This window comes from Streptomyces sp. NPDC057950, from assembly GCF_042887295.1.
Taxonomy (GTDB): domain Bacteria; phylum Actinomycetota; class Actinomycetes; order Streptomycetales; family Streptomycetaceae; genus Streptomyces; species Streptomyces kaempferi.
Window position 1 is genome coordinate 167,004 of the sequence record NZ_JBHVPP010000021.1, and the last position, 22,607, is coordinate 189,610.

Sequence of the window (22,607 nt, forward strand, 5' to 3'; positions counted from 1 at the left end):
GTTCATGGGGAAGGCGGCGGGTCTCGCCTTTTCATGAGCGCGAAAGTTAGTCATCAATAACTAATCAACTCGAGTGAATCACTCTTGGGGGAGCGATGTCACAGCAGACAGCACGGCGCGGGGGAGCCACCTGGGCCCTCGTCATCACCAGCGTCGCCGGATTCATGGCGGCTCTCGACAATCTCGTCGTCACGACCGCGCTGCCCTCCATCCGCAAGGACCTGGGGGGAGCGCTGGACGACCTGGAATGGACGGTGAGCGCGTACACGCTCACCTTCGCCGTCCTGCTGATGTTCGGCGCGGCGCTGGGTGACCGCTTCGGCCGCCGCCGGCTCTTCCTCGTCGGTCTCTCCGTCTTCACCGGCGCCTCCGCGGCCGCGGCCATGGCCCCCGGCATCGACTCGCTGATCGCCGCCCGCGCGGTCCAGGGCGTCGGCGCCGCCATCATGATGCCGCTGACGCTGACCCTGCTGACGGCCGCCGTGCCGGCCGTCAGGCGCGGGATGGCGTACGGGATCTGGGGGGCCGTGAACGGACTCGCGGTCGCTTCCGGGCCCCTCATCGGAGGCAGCCTCACCGAACACGTGTCCTGGCACTGGATCTTCTGGCTGAACGTTCCGCTGGGCCTCGCCCTCCTCCCGCTCGCCCGGCTGCGGCTGGCCGAGTCCCACGGCGCCGGTGCCCGGCTCGACATCCCCGGCACACTGCTCGCCAGTGGCGGCCTCTTCGGAATCGTCTACGGCCTGGTCCGCGGACCCGCCGACGGCTGGACCAGCCCGGTCGTACTGACCGGCCTGCTCGCCGGCGCCGCGCTGCTCACCGCCTTCGTCCTGCACGGCATCCGGGCGAAGAACCCGATGCTGCCGATGCGGCTGTTCCGCTCCCGCGCCTTCGCCGGGATCAACGCCGCGAGCCTGCTGATGTTCCTCGGGATGTTCGGCTCGATCTTCCTTCTCAGCCAGTACATGCAGGGCGTCCTCGGCTACTCGCCCACCGAGGCGGGGCTGCGGATGCTGCCCTGGACCGGTATGCCGATGCTCGTCGCGCCGATCGCCGGCTACCTCTCCGACCGCGTCGGCGGACGCCCCGTGGTCGCCACCGGCCTCTTCCTGCAAGCCGTCGGGCTCGCCTACTACGCCGTGGTGGTCGCCGCCGACGTCTCGTACGCCGAGCAGCTGCCCGCCCTGATCATCAGCGGCATCGGGATGTCCCTGTACTTCGCTCCGGCGTCCAACCTGGTCATGTCCAGCGTCCGTCCGCAGGAGCAGGGCATCGCCTCCGGCGCCAACAACGCGCTGCGCGAGGTGGGCGGCGCGCTCGGCATCGCGGTGATGTCGTCGATCTTCTCCGCGCAGGGCGGCTACGAGACGGCGAAGACCTTCGTGGACGGCCTGCGGCCCGCACTGGTGGTGGGCTCCGCGATGGTCGCCCTGGCGGGAGTCGCGGTGCTGCTCATCCCGTCGGCACGGCGTGCGGCGCGGTCGCAGACCGTGGCCGAGGGCCCGGTCCCCATCCTCACCCCGGCCCTGGAGACCGCCTCCCGCTGAACCGCCTGCCCGCGGCCCGTACGACCCCGCGGCCCGTACGACATGAAACGGCCCCGCCTCCTCGGCGGGGCCGTTCGCACGCCGCACGCCAGCCCCGCACGCCGCACGCCAGCCCCGCACGCCGCACGCCAGCGCCGCACGCCGTCCGTCCCGCGCCCTGCGCATGCAATCCGTCGACGCGAGCGGTGGCCCGCCGTCCGCACGGCGCGCACCGCGCGTACCGCGGGCCGGGAGCGCCCAGCCTTCTCGTAGTCTTGGGCGCGTGCAGGAACTCCACGACGCCCCGCTCGCCCCGTTGACCACCTTCCGGCTCGGGGGGCCCGCGACCCGGCTGATCACCGCCACGACCGACGCCGAGGTGATCGCCGCGGTCCGCGAGGCCGACGACACCGGTGCCCCGCTGCTGCTGATCGGCGGCGGATCGAACCTCGTCATCGGCGACGACGGCTTCGCCGGAACCGCCCTGCGCATCGCGACGAGCGGGTTCGCGCTCGACGGGACGGGGCTGGAGCTGGCCGCGGGCGAGGTGTGGAGCGACGCGGTCGCCCGCACCGTCGAGGCCGGACTCGCGGGCGTCGAGTGCCTCGCCGGCATCCCCGGTTCCGCAGGCGCGACCCCGATCCAGAACGTCGGCGCGTACGGCCAGGAAGTGTCGTCGACCATCACCGAAGTGATCGCGTACGACCGGAAGACGCGCGAGACGGTCACCCTCACGAACGCCGACTGCGCCTTCTCCTACCGCCACAGCCGCTTCAAGGCCGACCCGGAGCGTCATGTCGTGCTGCGCGTCCGTTTCGAGCTGGAGGACGCGGCGGGGCTGTCGGCACCGGTCAAGTACGCCGAGACGGCCCGCGCGCTGGGCGTGGAGCCCGGCGACCGCGTGCCCCTCACCGCCGCTCGCGAGACCGTCCTGAAGCTGCGCTCCGGCAAGGGCATGGTGCTCGACCCCGAGGACCACGACACCTGGTCCGCCGGGTCGTTCTTCACCAATCCGATCCTCACCGACGAGGAGTTCGCCGCGTTCCACGCGCGCGTGACGCGGCGACTCGGCTTCGACGTCGTGCCGCCCGCCTACCCGGCTGGCGAAGGACACACCAAGACGTCCGCGGCCTGGCTGATCGACAAGTCAGGATTCACCAAGGGGTACGGCTCCGGGCCCGCCCGGATCTCCACCAAGCACACACTGGCCCTCACCAACCGCGGCCGGGCCACCACCGAGGACCTCCTCGCGCTGGCCCGGGAGGTCGTCGCCGGGGTGCGTGACGCCTTCGGGATCACCCTGGTCAACGAACCGGTGACGGTCGGCGTGCGCCTCTAGGCCGTGTCGGGCCGATTCGCGTCGGCCCAGTAGGCGATACCCACGCCCACCCCCTGCTTCACCGCCCCCGTGTCGGTGATCATCACCGACATCGCGTGCGCCACGCCGACATCGCGTGCGCCACGCCGACATCGCGTGCGCCACGCCGACATCGCGTGCGCCACGCCGACATCGCGTGCGCCACGCCGAGATCGCGTGCGCCACGTCGGCGCGCGCGATGAAACGGTCGTACCGGACGGCACGTCGTACCGGACGGCACGGTCGTACCGGACGACGGTCGGGAGCTGCCCGCTCAGGGGCGATCACCGAGATCAGGGCCCGCGTGGCGCGCTCGGCGACAGAGGCGCCCTCGGGGCCGGGGCCGATCGGTCCCACGCTCACCACCAGCAGTCGGCCCACGCCGGTTCCCCTCGGCCGAATTCCCGGGTGCCTTCCGTTCCAGGCGTGTCCGCCCCGCGGCCGCTTCAGGCGACCGGGGCGGCCAGCCAGTCGTCGATGCCGGCCAGCAACTTCCCCCTGACGTCCTGGGGCGCCGCCGACCCCCGTACGGACTGGCGGGCCAGCTCGGCCAGTTCGGCGTCCGTGAAGCCGTGGTGGTGGCGCGCCAGCTCGTACTGGGCGGCGAGCCGGGAGCCGAACAGGAGCGGGTCGTCGGCGCCGAGGGCCATCGGGACGCCGGCCTCGAAGAGCGTGCGCAGGGGGATGTCCTCCGCCTTCTCGTACACGCCCAGGGCGACGTTCGACGCCGGGCACACCTCGCAGGTGATGCCGCGCTCCGCGAGCCGCGCGAGCAGCCGCGGGTTCTCGGCGGCGCGCACCCCGTGCCCGATCCGGGTGGCGTGCAGGTCGTCCAGGCAGTCGCGGACCGAGGTGGGACCGGCCAGTTCGCCGCCGTGCGGCGCGGACAACAGTCCGCCCTCACGCGCGATCGCGAAGGCCCGGTCGAAGTCGCGCGCCATGCCCCGCCGCTCGTCGTTCGACAGTCCGAAACCGACGACGCCCCGGTCCGCGTAGCGCACCGCGAGCCGGGCGAGCGTGCGGGCGTCCAGGGGGTGCTTCATACGGTTCGCGGCCACCAGGACCCGCATCCCGATGCCGGTCTCGCGCACGGCCGAGTCCACCGCGTCCAGGATGATCTCCAGCGCCGGGATGAGCCCGCCCAGGCGAGGCGCGTACGAGGTCGGGTCGACCTGGATCTCCAGCCACCCGGAGCCGTCCTTGATGTCCTCCTCGGCGGCCTCGCGCACCAGCCGCCGGATGTCGTCGGGCTCTCTGAGGCAGGACCGTGCCGCGTCGTACAGCCGCTGGAAGCGGAACCACCCGCGCTCGTCGGTCGCCCGCAGTTTCGGCGGTTCCCCGCCGGTCAGCGCCTCGGTCAGCGCCTCGGGCAGCCGGACGCCGTACTTGTCGGCCAGTTCCAGCAGGGTGGTCGGCCGCATCGAACCGGTGAAGTGCAGGTGCAGATGGGCTTTCGGCAGTTCAGAGAGATCACGTACGCGCTCCATTCCAGGATCCTGCCGCACGTCCGGGTCGTCCCGGTAGCGCTTTCCCCTTTAGTGGTCTTGCTCGCACGAAGAAGCGGGCCGTCTCCCCGGGGGGAAACGGCCCGCACACGCGCGTGGAGCGCGAGAAACGCGAAACGTACGACGTGAGGCGTCGGGGTATGTCAGTCCTGCGCCTCGGCCAGCAGCTTCTGGATCCGGCTGACGCCCTCGACGAGATCCTCGTCACCCAGGGCGTACGACAGACGCAGATATCCCGGCGTACCGAAGGCCTCGCCCGGGACGACCGCGACCTCGGACTCCTCCAGGATGAGCGCGGCCAGTTCCACCGTGTCCTGGGGGCGCCTGCCGCGGATCTCCTTGCCGAGCAGGGCCTTGACCGAGGGGTACGCGTAGAAGGCGCCCTCGGGCTCGGGGCACAGGACGCCCTCGATCTCGTTGAGCATGCGCACGATGGTCTTGCGGCGGCGGTCGAATGCCTCGCGCATCTCGGCCACGGCCGTCAGGTCGCCGGAGACGGCGGCCAGGGCGGCCACCTGGGCCACGTTGGACACGTTCGAGGTGGCGTGCGACTGGAGGTTGGTCGCGGCCTTGATGACGTCCTTGGGGCCGATGACCCAGCCCACGCGCCAGCCGGTCATGGCGTACGTCTTCGCCACGCCGTTGACGACGATGCACTTGTCGGCGAGCTCGGGCACCACCACGGGCACGGAGTGGAACTCGGCGTCGCCGTAGACCAGGTGCTCGTAGATCTCGTCGGTCAGGACCCACAGGCCCTTGTCGGCGGCCCAGCGGCCGATCTCCTCGACCTGCTCGCGGGTGTAGACCGCGCCCGTCGGGTTGGACGGGGAGACGAAGAGCAGCACCTTGGTGTGCTCGGTGCGGGCGGCCTCCAGCTGCTCGACCGACACGCGGTAGCCGGTGGTCTCGTCGGCGACGACCTCGACCGGGACACCGCCGGCCAGACGGATGGACTCCGGGTAGGTCGTCCAGTAGGGAGCCGGGACGATGACCTCGTCGCCCGGGTCGAGGATGGCGGCGAAGGCCTCGTAGATGGCCTGCTTGCCGCCGTTGGTCACCAGGACCTGGGCGGCCTCCACCTCGTAGCCGGAGTCGCGCAGGGTCTTGGCGGCGATGGCGGCCTTCAGCTCGGGCAGGCCGCCGGCCGGCGTGTAGCGGTGGTACTTCGGGTTCGAGCAGGCCTCGATGGCGGCCTGGACGATGTAGTCCGGGGTCGGGAAGTCGGGCTCACCGGCGCCGAAGCCGATCACCGGCCGCCCGGCGGCCTTGAGGGCCTTGGCCTTGGCGTCCACGGCGAGAGTGGCGGACTCGGAGATCGCGCCGACTCGGGCGGAGACCCGGCGCTCGGTGGGAGGGGTTGCAGCGCTCATGAGGCCCATCGTTTCAGACCGGAAACACCCGCGGCACGCGGGTTTCACAGACTGAACAGCTTGAGAACACCAGTCCGGACGCGCGGGGCCCACCGGTCGATCTCCGACGGGCAAAGCCCTTACGGACACTTTCTGTTCGACGACCGGCCCCGGACCACGTACACTCTCACCTCGTTGGCCTTCACCGGCCGCGCCCACCGTGCGCACAGCGAGCACTCGGTCGGATGCGGTACGTTGAGGGAAAACCAAAGGGTCGTAGCTCAATTGGTAGAGCACTGGTCTCCAAAACCAGCGGTTGGGGGTTCAAGTCCCTCCGGCCCTGCTACACACTCCTTCGCCAGGATGTGTGCACGCATGTACGTACTGCAATGCACCGCCGTGCGGCTCAACCGGGCGCGGCGCGGCCACGACCCGGAATCAGGTGAGGACGAGTGACGGACGCCGTGGGCTCCATCGACATGCCTGATGCCGAGGCACCCGAGTCCAAGAAGAAGGCCCGCAAGGGTGGTAAGCGTGCCAAGAAGGGCCCGCTGAAGCGCCTCGCCACCTTCTATCGCCAGATCGTCGCGGAGCTCCGCAAGGTCGTCTGGCCGACTCGCAATCAGCTGACGACGTACACCACAGTGGTGATCGTCTTCGTCGTCATCATGATTGGCCTGGTGACCGTGATTGACTATGGGCTCAACCACGCCGCCAAGTACGTCTTCGGCTGAGCCGAGAGCGAAGGGCGCCGTCACCGGCGCCCCTTTCGCGTGTTCCACCCCCATGTATCCAGGAAGAAGCAGCCACCGTGTCTGACCCGAACCTGAACGACGCCAGCGAGTCGGTCGAGTCCGTTGACGACGAGCTCGACATCGTCGAGGGAGCGGACGTCGTGGACGAGTTCGAGGCTGCCGATGCCGCCGCCGGCGAGCCCGCCGAGGAAACGGCCCTGCACGTCGAGGACGAGTCCGGTGAGGACGTCGAGGACGAGGACGTCCCCGCGGACGCTCTCGCCGAGAACGTTGAGAACACCGAAGACGCCGAGAACGCCGAAGGCGCGGCGGACGAGGACGCCGATGAGGCGGAGGCCGAGCCGGCCGAGCCCGTCGACCCCGTCGAGGCCCTCCGGGAGGAGCTCCGTGCCCTCCCCGGCGAGTGGTACGTCATCCACACCTACGCCGGTTACGAGAACCGCGTGAAGACCAACCTCGAGCAGCGTGCCGTCTCGCTGAACGTCGAGGACTTCATCTTCCAGGCCGAGGTGCCGCAGGAAGAGGTCGCGCAGATCAAGAACGGCGAGCGCAAGACCATCCGCCAGAACAAGCTCCCCGGCTACGTGCTGGTGCGCATGGACCTGACGAACGAGTCCTGGGGCGTCGTCCGTAACACTCCCGGCGTCACCGGCTTCGTGGGCAACGCCTACGACCCGTACCCGCTGACCCTGGACGAGATCGTCAAGATGCTCGCCCCGGAGGCCGAGGAGAAGGCCGCGCGTGAGGCCGCCGAGGCCGAGGGCAAGCCCGCTCCGCAGCGCAAGGTCGAGGTCCAGGTGCTGGACTTCGAGGTCGGCGACTCGGTCACCGTCACCGACGGCCCGTTCGCCACGCTGCAGGCGACCATCAACGAGATCAACGCCGACTCGAAGAAGGTCAAGGGCCTCGTCGAGATCTTCGGCCGCGAGACCCCGGTCGAGCTCTCCTTCGACCAGATCCAGAAGAACTAGCGGCTTCTGGACGTACGTCTTCCGAACAGGTCAGACGGGCTCACGCAGCCCGTCTGACCTGCTCGGTTTTTGGCCCCGCATAGATACCCGTTATCGTTGTGCGGTATGCCTCCATCCGGATGAACCGGACGGAAGCTGAAAACTCTCACTAGGACCCGGAGAGAGCACATGCCTCCCAAGAAGAAGAAGGTCACGGGGCTTATCAAGCTCCAGATCAACGCCGGTGCGGCGAACCCGGCCCCGCCGGTCGGCCCCGCGCTCGGCCAGCACGGCGTCAACATCATGGAGTTCTGCAAGGCCTACAACGCCGCGACCGAGTCGCAGCGTGGCTGGGTGATCCCGGTGGAGATCACGGTCTACGAAGACCGCTCCTTCACCTTCGTCACCAAGACTCCGCCGGCCGCGAAGATGATCCTCAAGGCCGCTGGTGTCGAGAAGGGCTCGGGCGAGCCGCACAAGACCAAGGTCGCCAAGATCACCCAGGCGCAGGTCCGTGAGATCGCCACGACCAAGCTTCCCGACCTGAACGCCAACGACCTGGACGCCGCGTCGAAGATCATCGCCGGCACCGCCCGTTCCATGGGCATCACGGTCGAGGGCTGACGTCCACCTTCGTAGGCCACGCGGCGTGAGCCGCACATCGAGAACGACCGTGGCAGGGCCTGCTCGGCCCGCACCACGCCTCCTCAGAACACATCAGGAGCAGTAGTGAGCAAGCGCAGCAAGTCTCTCCGCGCTGCGGACGCCAAGATCGACCGGGAGAAGCTCTACGCCCCGCTCGAGGCCGTCCGTCTCGCCAAGGAGACCTCCACGAGCAAGTTCGACGGCACCGTCGAGGTCGCCTTCCGTCTGGGTGTCGACCCGCGCAAGGCCGACCAGATGGTCCGTGGCACCGTGAACCTCCCGCACGGCACCGGTAAGACCGCCCGGGTCCTGGTCTTCGCGACCGGTGACCGTGCCGAGGCCGCACTCGCCGCGGGCGCCGACATCGTCGGCTCCGACGAGCTCATCGACGAGGTGTCGAAGGGCCGTCTGGACTTCGACGCCGTCGTCGCCACCCCGGACCTCATGGGCAAGGTCGGCCGCCTCGGCCGTGTCCTCGGCCCGCGTGGTCTGATGCCGAACCCGAAGACCGGCACCGTGACCCCGGACGTGGCCAAGGCCGTGACCGAGATCAAGGGCGGCAAGATCGAGTTCCGCGTCGACAAGCACTCGAACCTCCACTTCATCATCGGCAAGACCTCCTTCGAAGAGGCCAAGCTGGTGGAGAACTACGGCGCCGCGCTCGACGAGATCCTTCGTCTGAAGCCGTCGGCCGCCAAGGGTCGCTACATCAAGAAGGCCGCGATCAGCACCACGATCGGCCCCGGCGTTCCCGTCGACCCGAACCGCACCCGCAACCTCCTCGTCGAGGAGGACCCGGCCGCCGTCTGAGCACTCCGCTCACCCCGGTGACCGCGTCGCACACGCGTTCTTGGTACGGGCCCCGCAACCTTTCGAGGTGCGGGGCCCGTCCCCATTCCTGGACACATGTTCCGATACGGGTGTCAGTGGGCTGCGCTAGCGTGCAGCTCTCAGGATCTGCATAGGGGTGGGGACAGATGAAGAGCACGACCGTGCGCCGCGTGACCCTCGCGATCGCTCTGGTGAGCGCGCTGACGACAGTGGCCGCTTGCTCCTCGGGCTCGTCGGGGGGAACCGGCAAGGACGACAAGGCGGCTCACAAGAGCCCGACCCGCCTCAGCCCCATAGCGGCGCTGCAGTCCGCCGAGAAGTCCACCGACGGCGCGGACTCGGCCAAGGTCGAGTCGACGACGACCATGGGCACGCTGATGTCCATGAAGTCGGACGGCGTCATGGGCTGGGGCGACGGACTCACCGGTGACATGACGATCACCTACACCGGCGGCACGATGGCCGACACCATGCGCAAGGCCGGCGTGACGTCCATGCAGGCCCGGTATCTGTCCGACGCCTACTACGCGAAGATGGGCGAGATCTTCGCCCGGCAGGCCGGCGGCAAGCACTGGATCCGGTACGGGTACGACGACCTGGCGAAGTTCGGGGGCGGCTCCGGAGCCCTCCTCAAGGACCAGATGCAGAACAGCTCGCCGAACCAGTCGGTGAAGCTCCTGCTGGCCTCCGGTGACGTGAAGAAGGTCGGCGAGGAGAAGGTCCGCGGCAAGCAGACCACGCACTACGCGGGCACGGTCGACGTCTCGGACCTCGCGGCCAGGAGCTCGCACCTCTCCGCGGGCCAACTCGCGGACCTGAAGAAGCAGTTCACGCAGGCGGGCATCACGACGGAGGACGTCGACATCTGGGTCGACGGAGACGACCTGCTGGTCAAGGCCGTCTCCAAGGGCGACCTCTCGACCGGCACGATGTCCTCGACCACGTACTACAGCGACTACGGGGTGAAGGTCTCCAGCCAGGCGCCCCCGGCAGGCGACACGGCCGACTTCAAGGACCTGCTGAAGACGCAGGGTGCCGCGGGCTGAGGCCGCCGAGGTTCAAGAAATCCAAAAGAATTGGGAAGACCACTCGCACCCCCCTGGGTTACGCTCGCACCAAATCTTTGAGTCGTTCATGTGTTCCCTGGGGGGATCCTGATGTTTTCTGTGCGTGGTTCCGTGCGTCGTGGCGCGACGGGGGCGGCGCTCGCCGCACTGGTCCTCGGAGGCGGCGTCGTCGCCTGTGCGAAGAGTGACGAGTCGCCGAAGATGACGCCCGCCGCGGCCGTCGCCGCCGCGGCGAAGAACACGGAGGCCATCACGTCCCTCACCTACCGGATGACCGGCAAGGTCCCGGAGACCGGCCGGGTCGAGGCCGAGGCCGCGATGAGCATGAAGCCGCTGGCCATGAGCATGAAGATGAACGCGCTCGACCAGGGCGCCGACGGCAAGATGGAGATCCGGGTCGTCGACAAGGCGATGTACCTGGGCGGGGGACAGGCCGTGGCCAAGGAGCTGGACGGCAAGAGCTGGATGAAGTTCGACCTCTCCGGTGCGGCCTCAGGCCCCGGCGCCGGCAAGCTGCCGAGCCAGGCCGGCCAGGACCCGTCCCAGGAGTCCACCTACCTGACCGGGTCCAAGGACGTGAAGAAGGTCGGCACCGAGAAGGTCGACGGCGTCCGGACCACGCACTACAAGGGCACGGTCACCCTCGACGACCTCCGCGCGAGCCTCAAGGACGAGGACAAGGCGACGCGGGAGAAGCGCGAGAAGAGCCTGAAGCAGTACGAGGACCTGGGCGCCGACAAGCTCACGATGGACATGTGGATCGGACCGGACGACCACACCAAGCAGGTGCGGGTGCGCGCCGCTGCCGACAAGGGCCCGTTCGACGTGACCCTGACCTTCCTGGACTACAACAAGCCGGTGACGGTGAAGGCCCCGCCGGCCAAGGACACCGTCGACCTGGCGGCGATGATGAAGGACGCCCAGGCGGGCTGAACCCGGGCGCTGTCGAGCGGATTTGCTTGACAGCGCGCCCTTCACGTACTGTTCCCGAGAAGCCAAAGACCGCTGGTCGTTGCTTTGCGCTCGCAAGAGGGCAGGGTGGCCGAAGGATCCGCTGAAACTGCGGACGACCCGCGTAGGTGACCGTGGATACGCTCCCGGAGTTCGCTTGCCCAGCTTGCGGACATGCCGGTCGAGCTACGCCCCGTGCGCCTGCGCCGGGGCGTTTCGTTTGCCCAGCCCCTTCCGAGCGGTCCTCATCACCCGGAAGGAGGCCGACGCTCTATGGCAAGGCCCGACAAGGCTGCCGCGGTAGCCGAGCTCGCGGACCAGTTCCGCAGCTCGAACGCCGCTGTGCTGACCGAGTACCGGGGTCTCACCGTGGCGCAGCTCAAGACGCTGCGTCGTTCGCTCGGTGAAGACGCCCAGTACGCCGTGGTGAAGAACACGCTGACCAAGATTGCGGCCAACGAGGCCGGGATCTCCACGCTCGACGACCTGTTCAACGGTCCGACGGCGGTCGCCTTCATCACCGGTGACCCGGTGGTGTCGGCGAAGGGTCTTCGTGACTTCGCCAAGGACAACCCCAACCTCGTCATCAAGGGCGGTGTCCTTGACGGCAAGGCGCTGTCCGCCGACGAGATCAAGAAGCTTGCGGACCTCGAGTCCCGCGAGGTTCTGCTCGCCAAGCTGGCGGGTGCCTTCAAGGGCAAGCAGACGCAGACTGCTCGTCTCTTCCAGGCGCTGCCCTCGAAGTTCGTCCGCACCGCGGAGGCGCTTCGTGTCAAGCAGGCCGAGCAGGGCGGTGCCGAGTAATTCGGCTCGCGCATTGACCGCCGCCTGAGGCGACGGTCGCAGCGGGCCGAACGTACGCCCGCCTCACCAGTACATCCGGCACCTGCCGAATAAGTGGAAGGACGCCATCATGGCGAAGCTGTCCCAGGAAGAGCTGCTCGCGCAGTTCGAGAACCTCACCCTCATCGAGCTCTCCGAGTTCGTGAAGGCCTTCGAGGAGAAGTTCGACGTCACCGCCGCCGCCGCGGTCGCCGTTGCCGGTCCGGCCGGCCCCGCCGCCGCTGAGGCCGTCGAGGAGCAGGACGAGTTCGACGTCATCCTCACGGGTGCCGGCGAGAAGAAGATCCAGGTCATCAAGGTCGTGCGTGAGCTGACCTCGCTGGGCCTGAAGGAGGCCAAGGACCTCGTCGACGGCGCTCCGAAGCCCGTCCTCGAGAAGGTCGCCAAGGAGGCCGCCGAGAAGGCTGCCGAGTCCCTCAAGGGCGCCGGCGCCTCGGTCGAGGTCAAGTAGTCCCAGGAGCCCGCTGAGGGCTCCTGCGCGAGCTGTCGCAGCCGCCCGCGTGGCGCTGTAACGCTGACGCACCGAAGAGCGATCACCCAACTGGGTGGTCGCTCTTCGGCGTTCCTGGGGTCCGGCAGCGGCTGCCTTGCACTGTGGTTCGCGGCGAGTATGGTGATCTTCGTTGTGCCTCCGGCCGAGCCCGTGACGGGCTGCAAGACGGGCTGCAAGACAGGTTGCACGTGACGATCGCGGCACTTGCTCATGGCATGGGGGGCCTTGACGAACCGCACGCAGCGCGCAATTCTCAGGACGCGTCGTCACAACGATCCGGATCCGAGGCATGGATCGGCGACGAAGAGGGCAGTATCGATGTGCATTGAGGGCGTGGCTTGCCGCAGGTGTTGACGACAAACGAGGGTCTCAGAAACCGGGACTGGACATCAGTGGGCCTAGTGGCTACACTGACCCTTTGCGCTGCCTGTTAGCTGCCTCCTGCCCGTCACCAGGGGCATGCCCTCGCTTGAGCACCGACGACCGGATTATCTCTGACCTGGCCTTTTAGGCTGAGTCGAGAACAGTCTGTCTCTGTGCCCCGGTGGGGGGCCGGTACGCGCGTAGTGAGTCCGAGCCCTCGGAAGGACCCCCTCTTGGCCGCCTCGCGCACTGCCTCGACCGCGAATACGAACAACGGCGCCAGCACCGCCCCGCTGCGCATCTCCTTTGCAAAGATCAAGGAGCCCCTCGAGGTTCCGAACCTTCTTGCGCTGCAAACCGAGAGCTTCGACTGGCTGCTCGGAAACGAAGCGTGGAAGGCTCGTGTCGAGGCGGCTCTGGACAGCGGACAGGACGTCCCCACGAAGTCCGGTCTGGAGGAGATCTTCGAGGAGATCTCCCCGATCGAGGACTTCTCCGGGTCGATGTCGCTGACGTTCCGCGACCACCGCTTCGAGCCCCCGAAGAACTCCATCGACGAGTGCAAGGACCGCGACTTCACATACGCGGCCCCGCTCTTCGTCACCGCCGAGTTCACCAACAACGAGACCGGCGAGATCAAGTCCCAGACGGTCTTCATGGGCGACTTCCCGCTCATGACCAACAAGGGCACCTTCGTCATCAACGGCACCGAGCGTGTCGTGGTGTCCCAGCTGGTCCGCTCGCCGGGCGTCTACTTCGACTCCTCCATCGACAAGACGTCCGACAAGGACATCTTCTCCGCCAAGGTCATCCCGTCCCGGGGCGCCTGGCTGGAGATGGAGATCGACAAGCGCGACATGGTCGGTGTCCGCATCGACCGCAAGCGCAAGCAGTCCGTCACCGTTCTCCTGAAGGCTCTCGGCTGGACCACCGAGCAGATCCTCGAGGAGTTCGGCGAGTACGAGTCCATGCGCGCCACCCTGGAGAAGGACCACACCCAGGGCCAGGACGACGCGCTGCTCGACATCTACCGCAAGCTGCGTCCGGGCGAGCCGCCGACCCGTGAGGCCGCGCAGACGCTTCTGGAGAACCTCTACTTCAACCCGAAGCGCTACGACCTCGCCAAGGTCGGCCGTTACAAGGTCAACAAGAAGCTGGGCGGCGAGGCCCCGCTGGACGCCGGCATCCTGACCGTCGAGGACATCATCTCGTCGATCAAGTACCTGGTGAAGCTGCACGCCGGTGAGACCGAGACCGTTGGTGACAACGGCACCTCGATCGTCGTCGAGACCGACGACATCGACCACTTCGGCAACCGTCGTCTGCGCAACGTCGGCGAGCTCATCCAGAACCAGGTCCGCACGGGTCTGGCTCGTATGGAGCGCGTCGTGCGCGAGCGCATGACGACCCAGGACGTCGAGGCGATCACGCCGCAGACCCTGATCAACATCCGGCCGGTCGTCGCCTCCATCAAGGAGTTCTTCGGCACCAGCCAGCTGTCGCAGTTCATGGACCAGAACAACCCGCTGTCGGGTCTCACCCACAAGCGCCGTCTGTCGGCGCTCGGCCCGGGTGGTCTCTCCCGTGAGCGGGCCGGCTTCGAGGTCCGTGACGTGCACCCCTCGCACTACGGCCGCATGTGCCCGATCGAGACCCCCGAAGGCCCGAACATCGGTCTGATCGGCTCGCTCGCCTCCTACGGCCGGGTCAACGCGTTCGGCTTCGTCGAGACGCCGTACCGCAAGGTCACCGGCGGTGTCGTCACCGACGACGTCGACTACCTGACGGCCGACGAAGAGGACCGGTTCGTCATCGCGCAGGCCAACGCGCCGCTGACCGACGAGCTCCGCTTCGAGGAGTCCCGCGTCCTGGTCCGCCGTCGTGGCGGAGAGGTCGACTACGTCCCCGGTGAGGACGTCGACTACATGGACGTCTCGCCGCGCCAGATGGTGTCGGTCGCGACCGCGATGATCCCGTTCCTGGAGCACGACGACGCCAACCGTGCCCTCATGGGCGCGAACATGATGCGCCAGGCCGTTCCGCTCATCAAGTCCGAGGCGCCGCTCGTCGGCACCGGCATGGAGTACCGCTGCGCCGTCGACGCCGGCGACGTGCTCAAGTCGGAGAAGGACGGTGTGGTCCAGGAGGTCTCCGCGGACTACGTCACCACCGCCAACGACGACGGCACGTACACCACGTACCGCCTGCACAAGTTCTCCCGCTCCAACCAGGGCACGTCCGTCAACCAGAAGGTTGTCGTGGACGAGGGCGCCCGGGTCATCGCCGGCCAGGTACTGGCCGACGGCCCGGCGACCGAGAACGGCGAGATGGCGCTCGGCAAGAACCTGCTCGTGGCGTTCATGCCGTGGGAGGGTCACAACTACGAGGACGCGATCATCCTGTCGCAGCGCCTCGTGCAGGACGACGTCCTCTCCTCGATCCACATCGAGGAGCACGAGGTCGACGCCCGTGACACCAAGCTCGGCCCCGAGGAGATCACCCGGGACATCCCGAACGTCTCCGAGGAGGTCCTCGCCGACCTCGACGAGCGCGGCATCATCCGTATCGGTGCCGAGGTCGTCGCCGGCGACATCCTCGTCGGCAAGGTCACGCCCAAGGGTGAGACCGAGCTGACCCCCGAGGAGCGCCTGCTCCGCGCGATCTTCGGTGAGAAGGCGCGCGAGGTGCGCGACACCTCGCTGAAGGTGCCGCACGGCGAGATCGGCAAGGTCATCGGCGTCCGCGTCTTCGACCGTGAAGAGGGCGACGAGCTGCCGCCGGGCGTGAACCAGCTGGTTCGTGTCTACGTGGCGCAGAAGCGCAAGATCACGGACGGTGACAAGCTCGCCGGCCGCCACGGCAACAAGGGCGTCATCTCGAAGATCCTGCCGATCGAGGACATGCCGTTCCTGGAGGACGGCACCCCGGTCGACATCATCCTCAACCCCCTCGGTGTCCCGTCCCGAATGAACCCGGGACAGGTCCTGGAGATCCACCTCGGCTGGCTCGCCAGCCGCGGCTGGGACGTCTCCGGCCTCGGGGAGGACTGGGCGCAGCGCCTGCAGGCCATCGAGGCCGACGTGGTCGCCCCCGGCACCAACGTCGCCACCCCCGTCTTCGACGGTGCGCGTGAGGACGAGCTGGCCGGTCTGCTGAACCACACGATCCCGAACCGTGACGGCGAGCGCATGGTGCTCCCGACCGGCAAGGCGCCGCTGTTCGACGGCCGCTCCGGCGAGCCGTTCCCGGAGCCGATCTCGGTCGGCTACATGTACATCCTCAAGCTCCACCACCTGGTCGACGACAAGCTGCACGCCCGCTCGACCGGTCCGTACTCGATGATCACCCAGCAGCCGCTGGGTGGTAAGGCCCAGTTCGGTGGCCAGCGCTTCGGTGAGATGGAGGTGTGGGCGCTGGAGGCGTACGGCGCCGCTTACGCCCTCCAGGAACTGCTGACCATCAAGTCCGACGACGTGACCGGCCGCGTGAAGGTCTACGAGGCCATCGTCAAGGGCGAGAACATCCCCGAGCCCGGCATCCCCGAGTCCTTCAAGGTGCTCATCAAGGAGATGCAGTCTCTCTGCCTCAACGTGGAGGTGCTGTCCAGCGACGGTATGTCCATCGAAATGCGTGACACCGACGAGGACGTCTTCCGCGCGGCGGAGGAGCTCGGCATCGACCTGTCCCGGCGCGAGCCGAGCAGCGTCGAAGAGGTCTGACGGGAGTCCGGTTACGGGGGCTCGACGATGAACTTCGATGAGCCCCCGGCCGGCCCCAGGACCCCCGTATCAGACCCCATGACTTACAACCCTGAGAGGGATTGACGCATAGTGCTCGACGTCAACTTCTTCGATGAGCTCCGGATCGGTCTGGCCACCGCTGACGACATCCGTCAGTGGAGCCACGGCGAGGTCAAGAAGCCCGAGACCATCAACTACCGCACCCTCAAGCCCGAAAAGGACGGACTCTTCTGCGAGAAGATCTTCGGTCCGACCCGGGACTGGGAGTGCTACTGCGGCAAGTACAAGCGCGTCCGCTTCAAGGGCATCATCTGTGAGCGCTGTGGCGTCGAGGTCACTCGCGCCAAGGTGCGCCGTGAGCGGATGGGCCACATCGAGCTGGCCGCTCCCGTCACCCACATCTGGTACTTCAAGGGCGTTCCGTCGCGTCTGGGCTACCTGCTCGACCTCGCCCCGAAGGACCTCGAGAAGGTCATCTACTTCGCCGCGTACATGATCACGTTCGTCGACGAGGAGCGCCGCACCCGCGACCTGCCCTCGCTGGAGGCGCACGTCTCCGTCGAGCGTCAGCAGATCGAGAACCGCCGCGACGCCGACCTGGAAGCCCGCGCCAAGAAGCTCGAGACCGACCTGGCCGAGCTGGAGGCCGAGGGCGCCAAGGCCGACGTGCGCCGCAAGGTGCGCGAGGGTGCCGAGCGCGAGATGAAGCAGCTGCGCGACCGTGCGCAGCGCGAGATCGACCGTCTCGACGAGGTGTGGACCCGCTTCAAGAACCTCAAGGTCCAGGACCTGGAGGGCGACGAGCTCCTCTACCGCGAGCTGCGTGACCGCTTCGGCACGTACTTCGACGGTTCGATGGGTGCCGCGGCGCTGCAGAAGCGCCTGGAGTCCTTCGACCTCGACGAGGAGGCCGAGCGCCTCCGCGAGATCATCCGCACCGGCAAGGGCCAGAAGAAGACCCGCGCGCTCAAGCGCCTCAAGGTCGTCTCCGCGTTCCTGCAGACCAGCAACAGCCCCAAGGGCATGGTGCTCGACTGCGTGCCTGTCATCCCGCCGGACCTGCGTCCGATGGTGCAGCTGGACGGTGGCCGCTTCGCGACCTCCGACCTGAACGACCTGTACCGCCGCGTGATCAACCGCAACAACCGTCTGAAGCGCCTTCTCGACCTCGGTGCCCCCGAGATCATCGTGAACAACGAGAAGCGCATGCTCCAGGAGGCCGTCGACGCGCTCTTCGACAACGGCCGTCGTGGTCGCCCGGTCACGGGCCCCGGCAACCGTCCGCTGAAGTCGCTGTCCGACATGCTCAAGGGCAAGCAGGGTCGATTCCGTCAGAACCTGCTCGGCAAGCGTGTGGACTACTCCGCGCGTTCCGTGATCGTCGTCGGTCCGCAGCTGAAGCTGCACCAGTGCGGTCTGCCGAAGGCCATGGCGCTGGAGCTCTTCAAGCCGTTCGTGATGAAGCGCCTGGTCGACCTGAACCACGCGCAGAACATCAAGAGCGCCAAGCGGATGGTCGAGCGCGGCCGCACGGTCGTGTACGACGTCCTGGAAGAGGTCATCGCCGAGCACCCGGTTCTGCTGAACCGTGCGCCGACGCTGCACCGCCTCGGCATCCAGGCCTTCGAGCCGCAGCTGGTCGAGGGCAAGGCCATCCAGATCCACCCGCTCGTCTGCACCGCGTTCAACGCGGACTTCGACGGTGACCAGATGGCCGTCCACCTGCCCCTGTCCGCAGAGGCGCAGGCCGAGGCCCGCATCCTGATGCTGTCCTCGAACAACATCCTCAAGCCGGCCGACGGCCGCCCGGTCACGATGCCGACCCAGGACATGGTCCTCGGCCTGTTCTTCCTGACCACGGACGGCGAGCTGCGTGACGTCAAGGGCGAGGGCCGGGCGTTCGGCTCCACCGCCGAGGCGACCATGGCGTTCGACGCCGGGGAGCTCGCTCTCCAGTCGGCCGTCGACATCCGCTTCCCGGTGGGCACCATCCCGCCGCGCGGCTGGACCCCGCCGGCGCAGGAGGAGGGTGAGCCCGAGTGGCAGCAGGGTGACACCTTCCGCCTCCGTACGACCCTGGGCCGCGCGCTCTTCAACGAGCTGCTGCCCGAGGACTACCCGTTCGTCGACTACTCGGTGGGCAAGAAGCAGCTCTCCGAGATCGTCAACGACCTGGCCGAGCGCTACCCCAAGGTCATCGTGGCGGCGACGCTCGACAACCTGAAGGCGGCCGGCTTCTTCTGGGCGACCCGTTCCGGCGTCACCGTGGCCATCTCCGACGTCGTCGTTCCCGAGGCGAAGAAGGAGATCGTCAAGGGCTACGAGGCTCAGGACGAGAAGGTCCAGAAGCAGTACGAGCGCGGTCTGATCACCAAGGACGAGCGCACGCAGGAGCTCATCGCGATCTGGACCAAGGCGACCAACGAGGTCGCCGAGGCGATGAACGCGAACTTCCCGAAGACGAACCCCATCTTCATGATGGTCGACTCGGGTGCCCGAGGAAACATGATGCAGATGCGTCAGATCGCCGGTATGCGCGGTCTGGTGTCGAACGCCAAGAACGAGACGATCCCGCGTCCGATCAAGGCCTCCTTCCGTGAGGGCCTGTCGGTGCTGGAGTACTTCATCTCGACCCACGGTGCTCGTAAGGGTCTGGCGGACACCGCTCTGCGTACCGCCGACTCGGGTTACCTCACCCGTCGTCTGGTCGACGTCTCCCAGGACGTCATCATCCGCGAGGAGGACTGCGGCACCGACCGTGGCCTCAAGCTGCACATCGCGGAGCGCGGCGCGGACGGCGTGCTGCGCAAGGCGGAGAACGTCGAGACCAGCGTGTACGCCCGTGCGCTGGCCGAGGACATCACCGTCGACGGCAAGGTGCTGGCCCCGGCCAACACCGACCTCGGCGACGTCCTCATCGACGAGCTGGTCAAGCACGGCATCGAGGAGGTCAAGACCCGCTCGGTCCTGACCTGCGAGTCCGCCGTCGGCACCTGCGCCATGTGCTACGGCCGTTCGCTGGCCACCGGCAAGCTGGTCGACATCGGTGAGGCGGTCGGCATCATCGCCGCCCAGTCCATCGGTGAGCCCGGTACCCAGCTGACGATGCGTACCTTCCACACCGGTGGTGTGGCCGGTGACGACATCACCCAGGGTCTGCCCCGTGTCGTCGAGCTCTTCGAGGCTCGTACGCCCAAGGGTGTCGCCCCGATCTCGGAGGCGGCCGGCCGCGTCCGTATCGAGGAGACCGAGAAGACCAAGAAGATCGTCGTCACCCCGGACGACGGCAGCGACGAGACGGCGTTCCCGATCTCGAAGCGTGCCAAGGTCATGGTGCGTGAGGGTGACCACGTCGAGGTGGGCCAGAAGCTCACCTTCGGTGCCACCAACCCGCACGACGTGCTGCGGATCCTCGGTCAGCGCGCGGTCCAGGTCCACCTGGTCGGCGAGGTCCAGAAGGTCTACAACTCGCAGGGTGTGTCGATCCACGACAAGCACATCGAGATCATCATCCGGCAGATGCTGCGCCGCGTGACGATCATCGAGTCGGGTGACGCGGAGCTGCTGCCCGGCGAGCTGGTCGAGCGTTCGAAGTTCGAGACCGAGAACCGTCGTGTGGTGCAGGAAGGCGGCCACCCGGCCTCCGGCCGTCCGCAGCTGATGGGTATCACCAAGGCCTCGCTGGCGACCGAGTCGTGGCTGTCGGCGGCGTCCTTCCAGGAGACGACCAGGGTTCTGACGGACGCGGCGATCAACGCCAAGTCCGACTCCCTGATCGGCCTCAAGGAGAACGTCATCATCGGTAAGCTCATCCCGGCCGGTACGGGTCTGTCCCGTTACCGCAACATCCGGGTCGAGCCGACCGAAGAGGCCAAGGCCGCGATGTACTCGGCCGTCGGTTACGACGACATCGACTACTCGCCGTTCGGCACGGGCTCCGGCCAGGCCGTTCCGCTGGAGGACTACGACTACGGTCCGTACAACCAGTAAGGCGTACGTCAACTGACGGGCGGTCACCCTTCGCGGGTGGCCGCCCGTCGGCGTTTCTCCGGCCCGGTACGGCGGTACTACCTCCTGCGGGAACCCGTGCCGGAAATGCCACGTTGGAGCATGATGGAGGAATCCGTCTGGGGGGAGGCATTCCGTGTCGTACCCGACGCCGTGGCAGCCGTGGCAGGGGCAGAGCGGGCCGTCGATGCTCGCGTCGCACGCCGACCGGGAGCGGGCGGTGGATGTACTGAGAGCCGGCTTCGGCGAAGGCCGCCTGGAGCAGGACGAGTTCGAGAAACGAGTGGCGCGGGCGTACGCGGCCCGGACGGTGGGTGAGTTGGCCGTGCTCGTCGGTGACCTGCCGCAGGGTCCCGTACCGATGACGGCCGGACCCGGGGTCGTCGTCCCGCAGACGTTCCTGCCCGCGCCGCGCCCGATGACCAACGGGAAGGCGGTCGGCGCCATGGTCTGCGGCCTGCTCACCGTCGTGACGTTCGGCGCCACCGGCATCCCCGCGGTGGTCCTCGGACACTCGGCGCGCTCGGAGATGCGCCGAACCGGGGAGAGCGGTGACGGCCTCGCGATGACCGGTCTCGTACTGGGCTGGCTGTCGGTCGGGGGCTGGGCGCTGTTCGTGATGCTCGCCGTGATCGCGGGGGTCGCGTCCGGCGGCTGAGGTGGCCGGTCGGCCCTTCTGCCGGTCTGCCCGTGCCCCCGTGTCCCCGTGCCGCGGGCCGGGTGGCGACGGCTGCCGCAGCCTGTGAGGGCGCGGGGTCGGGGTGCTGCCGTAACCCGGCGACGGCTGTCAGGCCGGGGCTTCGGACGGGCTGGACGGGCCCGGTCCGGCCGACGGGCCGGGAATCCCGGGTAAGGGGGTCGGAGGCGTCGGTGGGGGCGCCCGCGGGGCGGGCAGGGCGTTCGTCCGCGAGGGCGGGGCGTTCGGCCGCGGGGACCTGCCAGGCCGGACCGTCAGGGGCCCCGTGCGAGCCGCTCGTCGCTCCGTGGTGGGCGGCGGCACGACGGCGCGTCGCTGGGCCCGCCCGACCGCCGTACGGCCCGTAGGGCGGCAGTCTCGGCGAAGGGCGTCCCGGGCCCGGTCGCGGACATGGGCGGCAGGGTGGAAGTGGGGAGCAGGCGGGCATGGGCGTCGGGGGCGGTGGCCGCGCCTCGGGTTCCTGGAGGAGTGGCGGCGGCCGGGAGCCGGAGGGTCGGTCCGGGGTATGAGGGGTCTACGTCCCCCGAGAGGTCGCTGGTCGAGGATGTGGCTGACCGCGCGCGAGACCAGCCGCATCGGCACTCGGGCCCGTGACCCTCGGCGGTGTCACTCCTCGCGGCGGCCGGATCGACGTACTGCAAGCGCCGGACCGCGGAGCCCGGGAGGCGGTGATCCGGCCAGGATGCGCGGCCCGTGTCCCGAGCGCCGCCCGGCCACGTCACCGCCGGCCACGTCACCGCCGGCCACGGCGCGTTCGGCCACGGCGCGGTCGGCCGCGCGACGGCCGCGGTGCCGTGGAGAGGCCGGAGCGGGGCCGCGGAGAGGCCGGAGAGGGGTCGGGAAGGGGCCGGGAAGATCGTCGCGGGCGGCCTCTCGACCTCGGCCGAGGGGGGCGGGAAGTCCGGCGTGTCGGCCTGGACAGCATTTGTTTTGACCGGAGTCCGTGAGGTAGGTACGCTCAGACCTTGTGCCTGGGGTGTGCCCTGGCTCGCGTGCGTGCCTTCAAACCGCAAGGCGAGCCGTAACCGGCCACCGTAATCTGCGCCCTTTTCGCCTCGCGGCGGGAATCTGCAGTATTCGACACACCCGACCGCGTGGGTCGGCGTGTTCCAGGTTAGCTTCACCATTCGGCACACAGAAACCGGAGAAGTAGTGCCTACGATCCAGCAGCTGGTCCGGAAGGGCCGGCAGGACAAGGTCGAGAAGAACAAGACGCCCGCACTCGAGGGTTCGCCCCAGCGTCGCGGCGTCTGCACGCGTGTGTTCACGACCACCCCGAAGAAGCCGAACTCGGCCCTGCGTAAGGTCGCGCGTGTGCGTCTGACCAGCGGGATCGAAGTCACCGCTTACATTCCGGGTGAGGGACACAACCTGCAGGAGCACTCCATCGTGCTCGTGCGCGGCGGCCGTGTGAAGGACCTGCCGGGTGTTCGCTACAAGATCATCCGCGGCTCGCTCGACACCCAGGGTGTCAAGAACCGCAAGCAGGCCCGCAGCCGCTACGGCGCCAAGAAGGAGAAGTAGAAA

General features: G+C 68.2%; 16 protein-coding genes and 1 tRNA gene. 15 read left to right on the forward strand and 2 right to left on the reverse strand.

Annotation, left to right across the window (positions count from 1 at the left end; genetic code table 11):
* Nucleotides 1-95 precede the first annotated feature (95 nt).
* Nucleotides 96-1,547: a DHA2 family efflux MFS transporter permease subunit gene (locus tag ACFVTC_RS31190; RefSeq protein ID WP_390131818.1), complete on the forward strand. Its 1,452-nt coding sequence runs from the start codon at nt 96-98 to the stop codon at nt 1,545-1,547.
* A 262-nt stretch (nt 1,548-1,809) separates the two neighbouring features.
* Nucleotides 1,810-2,865 (forward strand): UDP-N-acetylmuramate dehydrogenase, encoded by a 1,056-nt coding sequence (locus tag ACFVTC_RS31195; protein WP_390131819.1) that lies wholly within the window; start codon nt 1,810-1,812, stop codon nt 2,863-2,865.
* Nucleotides 2,866-3,329: 464 nt separating this feature from the next.
* On the opposite strand, the gene ACFVTC_RS31200 is transcribed toward ACFVTC_RS31195, so the two are convergent.
* Nucleotides 3,330-4,370 (reverse strand): adenosine deaminase, encoded by a 1,041-nt coding sequence (locus ACFVTC_RS31200; protein ID WP_390131820.1) that lies wholly within the window; start codon nt 4,368-4,370, stop codon nt 3,330-3,332.
* 161 nt (nt 4,371-4,531) lie between these two features.
* Nucleotides 4,532-5,758: a pyridoxal phosphate-dependent aminotransferase gene (locus ACFVTC_RS31205; RefSeq protein WP_390131821.1), complete on the reverse strand. Its 1,227-nt coding sequence runs from the start codon at nt 5,756-5,758 to the stop codon at nt 4,532-4,534.
* 249 nt (nt 5,759-6,007) lie between these two features.
* On the opposite strand from ACFVTC_RS31205, the gene ACFVTC_RS31210 reads away from it, so the two are divergent.
* From ACFVTC_RS31210 to rpsL, 13 genes are all read left to right on the forward strand, one after another.
* Nucleotides 6,008-6,080 (forward strand) — tRNA-Trp (locus ACFVTC_RS31210).
* Nucleotides 6,081-6,189: 109 nt separating this feature from the next.
* Complete coding sequence (gene secE, locus ACFVTC_RS31215; RefSeq protein ID WP_153289137.1) at nt 6,190-6,471, forward strand: preprotein translocase subunit SecE; 282 nt, start codon at nt 6,190-6,192, stop codon at nt 6,469-6,471.
* A gap of 77 nt (nt 6,472-6,548) precedes the next feature.
* A complete protein-coding gene (gene nusG, locus ACFVTC_RS31220; RefSeq protein WP_390131822.1) occupies nt 6,549-7,463 on the forward strand; it encodes a transcription termination/antitermination protein NusG in 915 nt (304 codons plus the stop codon).
* A gap of 168 nt (nt 7,464-7,631) precedes the next feature.
* On the forward strand, nt 7,632-8,066 hold the full coding sequence (gene rplK / locus ACFVTC_RS31225) for a 50S ribosomal protein L11 (protein WP_019072313.1): 435 nt from the start codon (nt 7,632-7,634) through the stop codon (nt 8,064-8,066).
* A 105-nt stretch (nt 8,067-8,171) separates the two neighbouring features.
* Nucleotides 8,172-8,897: a 50S ribosomal protein L1 gene (gene rplA, locus ACFVTC_RS31230; RefSeq protein ID WP_067367164.1), complete on the forward strand. Its 726-nt coding sequence runs from the start codon at nt 8,172-8,174 to the stop codon at nt 8,895-8,897.
* A gap of 167 nt (nt 8,898-9,064) precedes the next feature.
* Entirely contained in the window at nt 9,065-9,964 is a 900-nt protein-coding gene (locus tag ACFVTC_RS31235; protein WP_390131823.1) for a hypothetical protein, read from the forward strand.
* A 120-nt stretch (nt 9,965-10,084) separates the two neighbouring features.
* Entirely contained in the window at nt 10,085-10,918 is an 834-nt protein-coding gene (locus ACFVTC_RS31240; protein WP_390131860.1) for an LppX_LprAFG lipoprotein, read from the forward strand.
* A gap of 291 nt (nt 10,919-11,209) precedes the next feature.
* The gene (gene rplJ / locus ACFVTC_RS31245; RefSeq protein WP_153289132.1) at nt 11,210-11,740 is read left to right on the forward strand and encodes a 50S ribosomal protein L10; all 531 of its coding nucleotides are present in this window, start codon (nt 11,210-11,212) and stop codon (nt 11,738-11,740) included.
* 109 nt (nt 11,741-11,849) lie between these two features.
* Nucleotides 11,850-12,230: a 50S ribosomal protein L7/L12 gene (rplL, locus tag ACFVTC_RS31250; RefSeq protein ID WP_153289131.1), complete on the forward strand. Its 381-nt coding sequence runs from the start codon at nt 11,850-11,852 to the stop codon at nt 12,228-12,230.
* A gap of 638 nt (nt 12,231-12,868) precedes the next feature.
* Nucleotides 12,869-16,354 (forward strand): DNA-directed RNA polymerase subunit beta, encoded by a 3,486-nt coding sequence (gene rpoB / locus ACFVTC_RS31255; protein ID WP_390131824.1) that lies wholly within the window; start codon nt 12,869-12,871, stop codon nt 16,352-16,354.
* A 111-nt stretch (nt 16,355-16,465) separates the two neighbouring features.
* On the forward strand, nt 16,466-20,365 hold the full coding sequence (locus ACFVTC_RS31260; RefSeq protein WP_390131825.1) for a DNA-directed RNA polymerase subunit beta': 3,900 nt from the start codon (nt 16,466-16,468) through the stop codon (nt 20,363-20,365).
* A gap of 154 nt (nt 20,366-20,519) precedes the next feature.
* Complete coding sequence (locus tag ACFVTC_RS31265; RefSeq protein ID WP_390131826.1) at nt 20,520-21,041, forward strand: DUF1707 and DUF4190 domain-containing protein; 522 nt, start codon at nt 20,520-20,522, stop codon at nt 21,039-21,041.
* A gap of 1,191 nt (nt 21,042-22,232) precedes the next feature.
* Nucleotides 22,233-22,604, forward strand: coding sequence for a 30S ribosomal protein S12 (rpsL, locus tag ACFVTC_RS31270; RefSeq protein ID WP_003948652.1), 372 nt, complete (start codon nt 22,233-22,235; stop codon nt 22,602-22,604).
* Nucleotides 22,605-22,607: the final 3 nt, after the last annotated feature.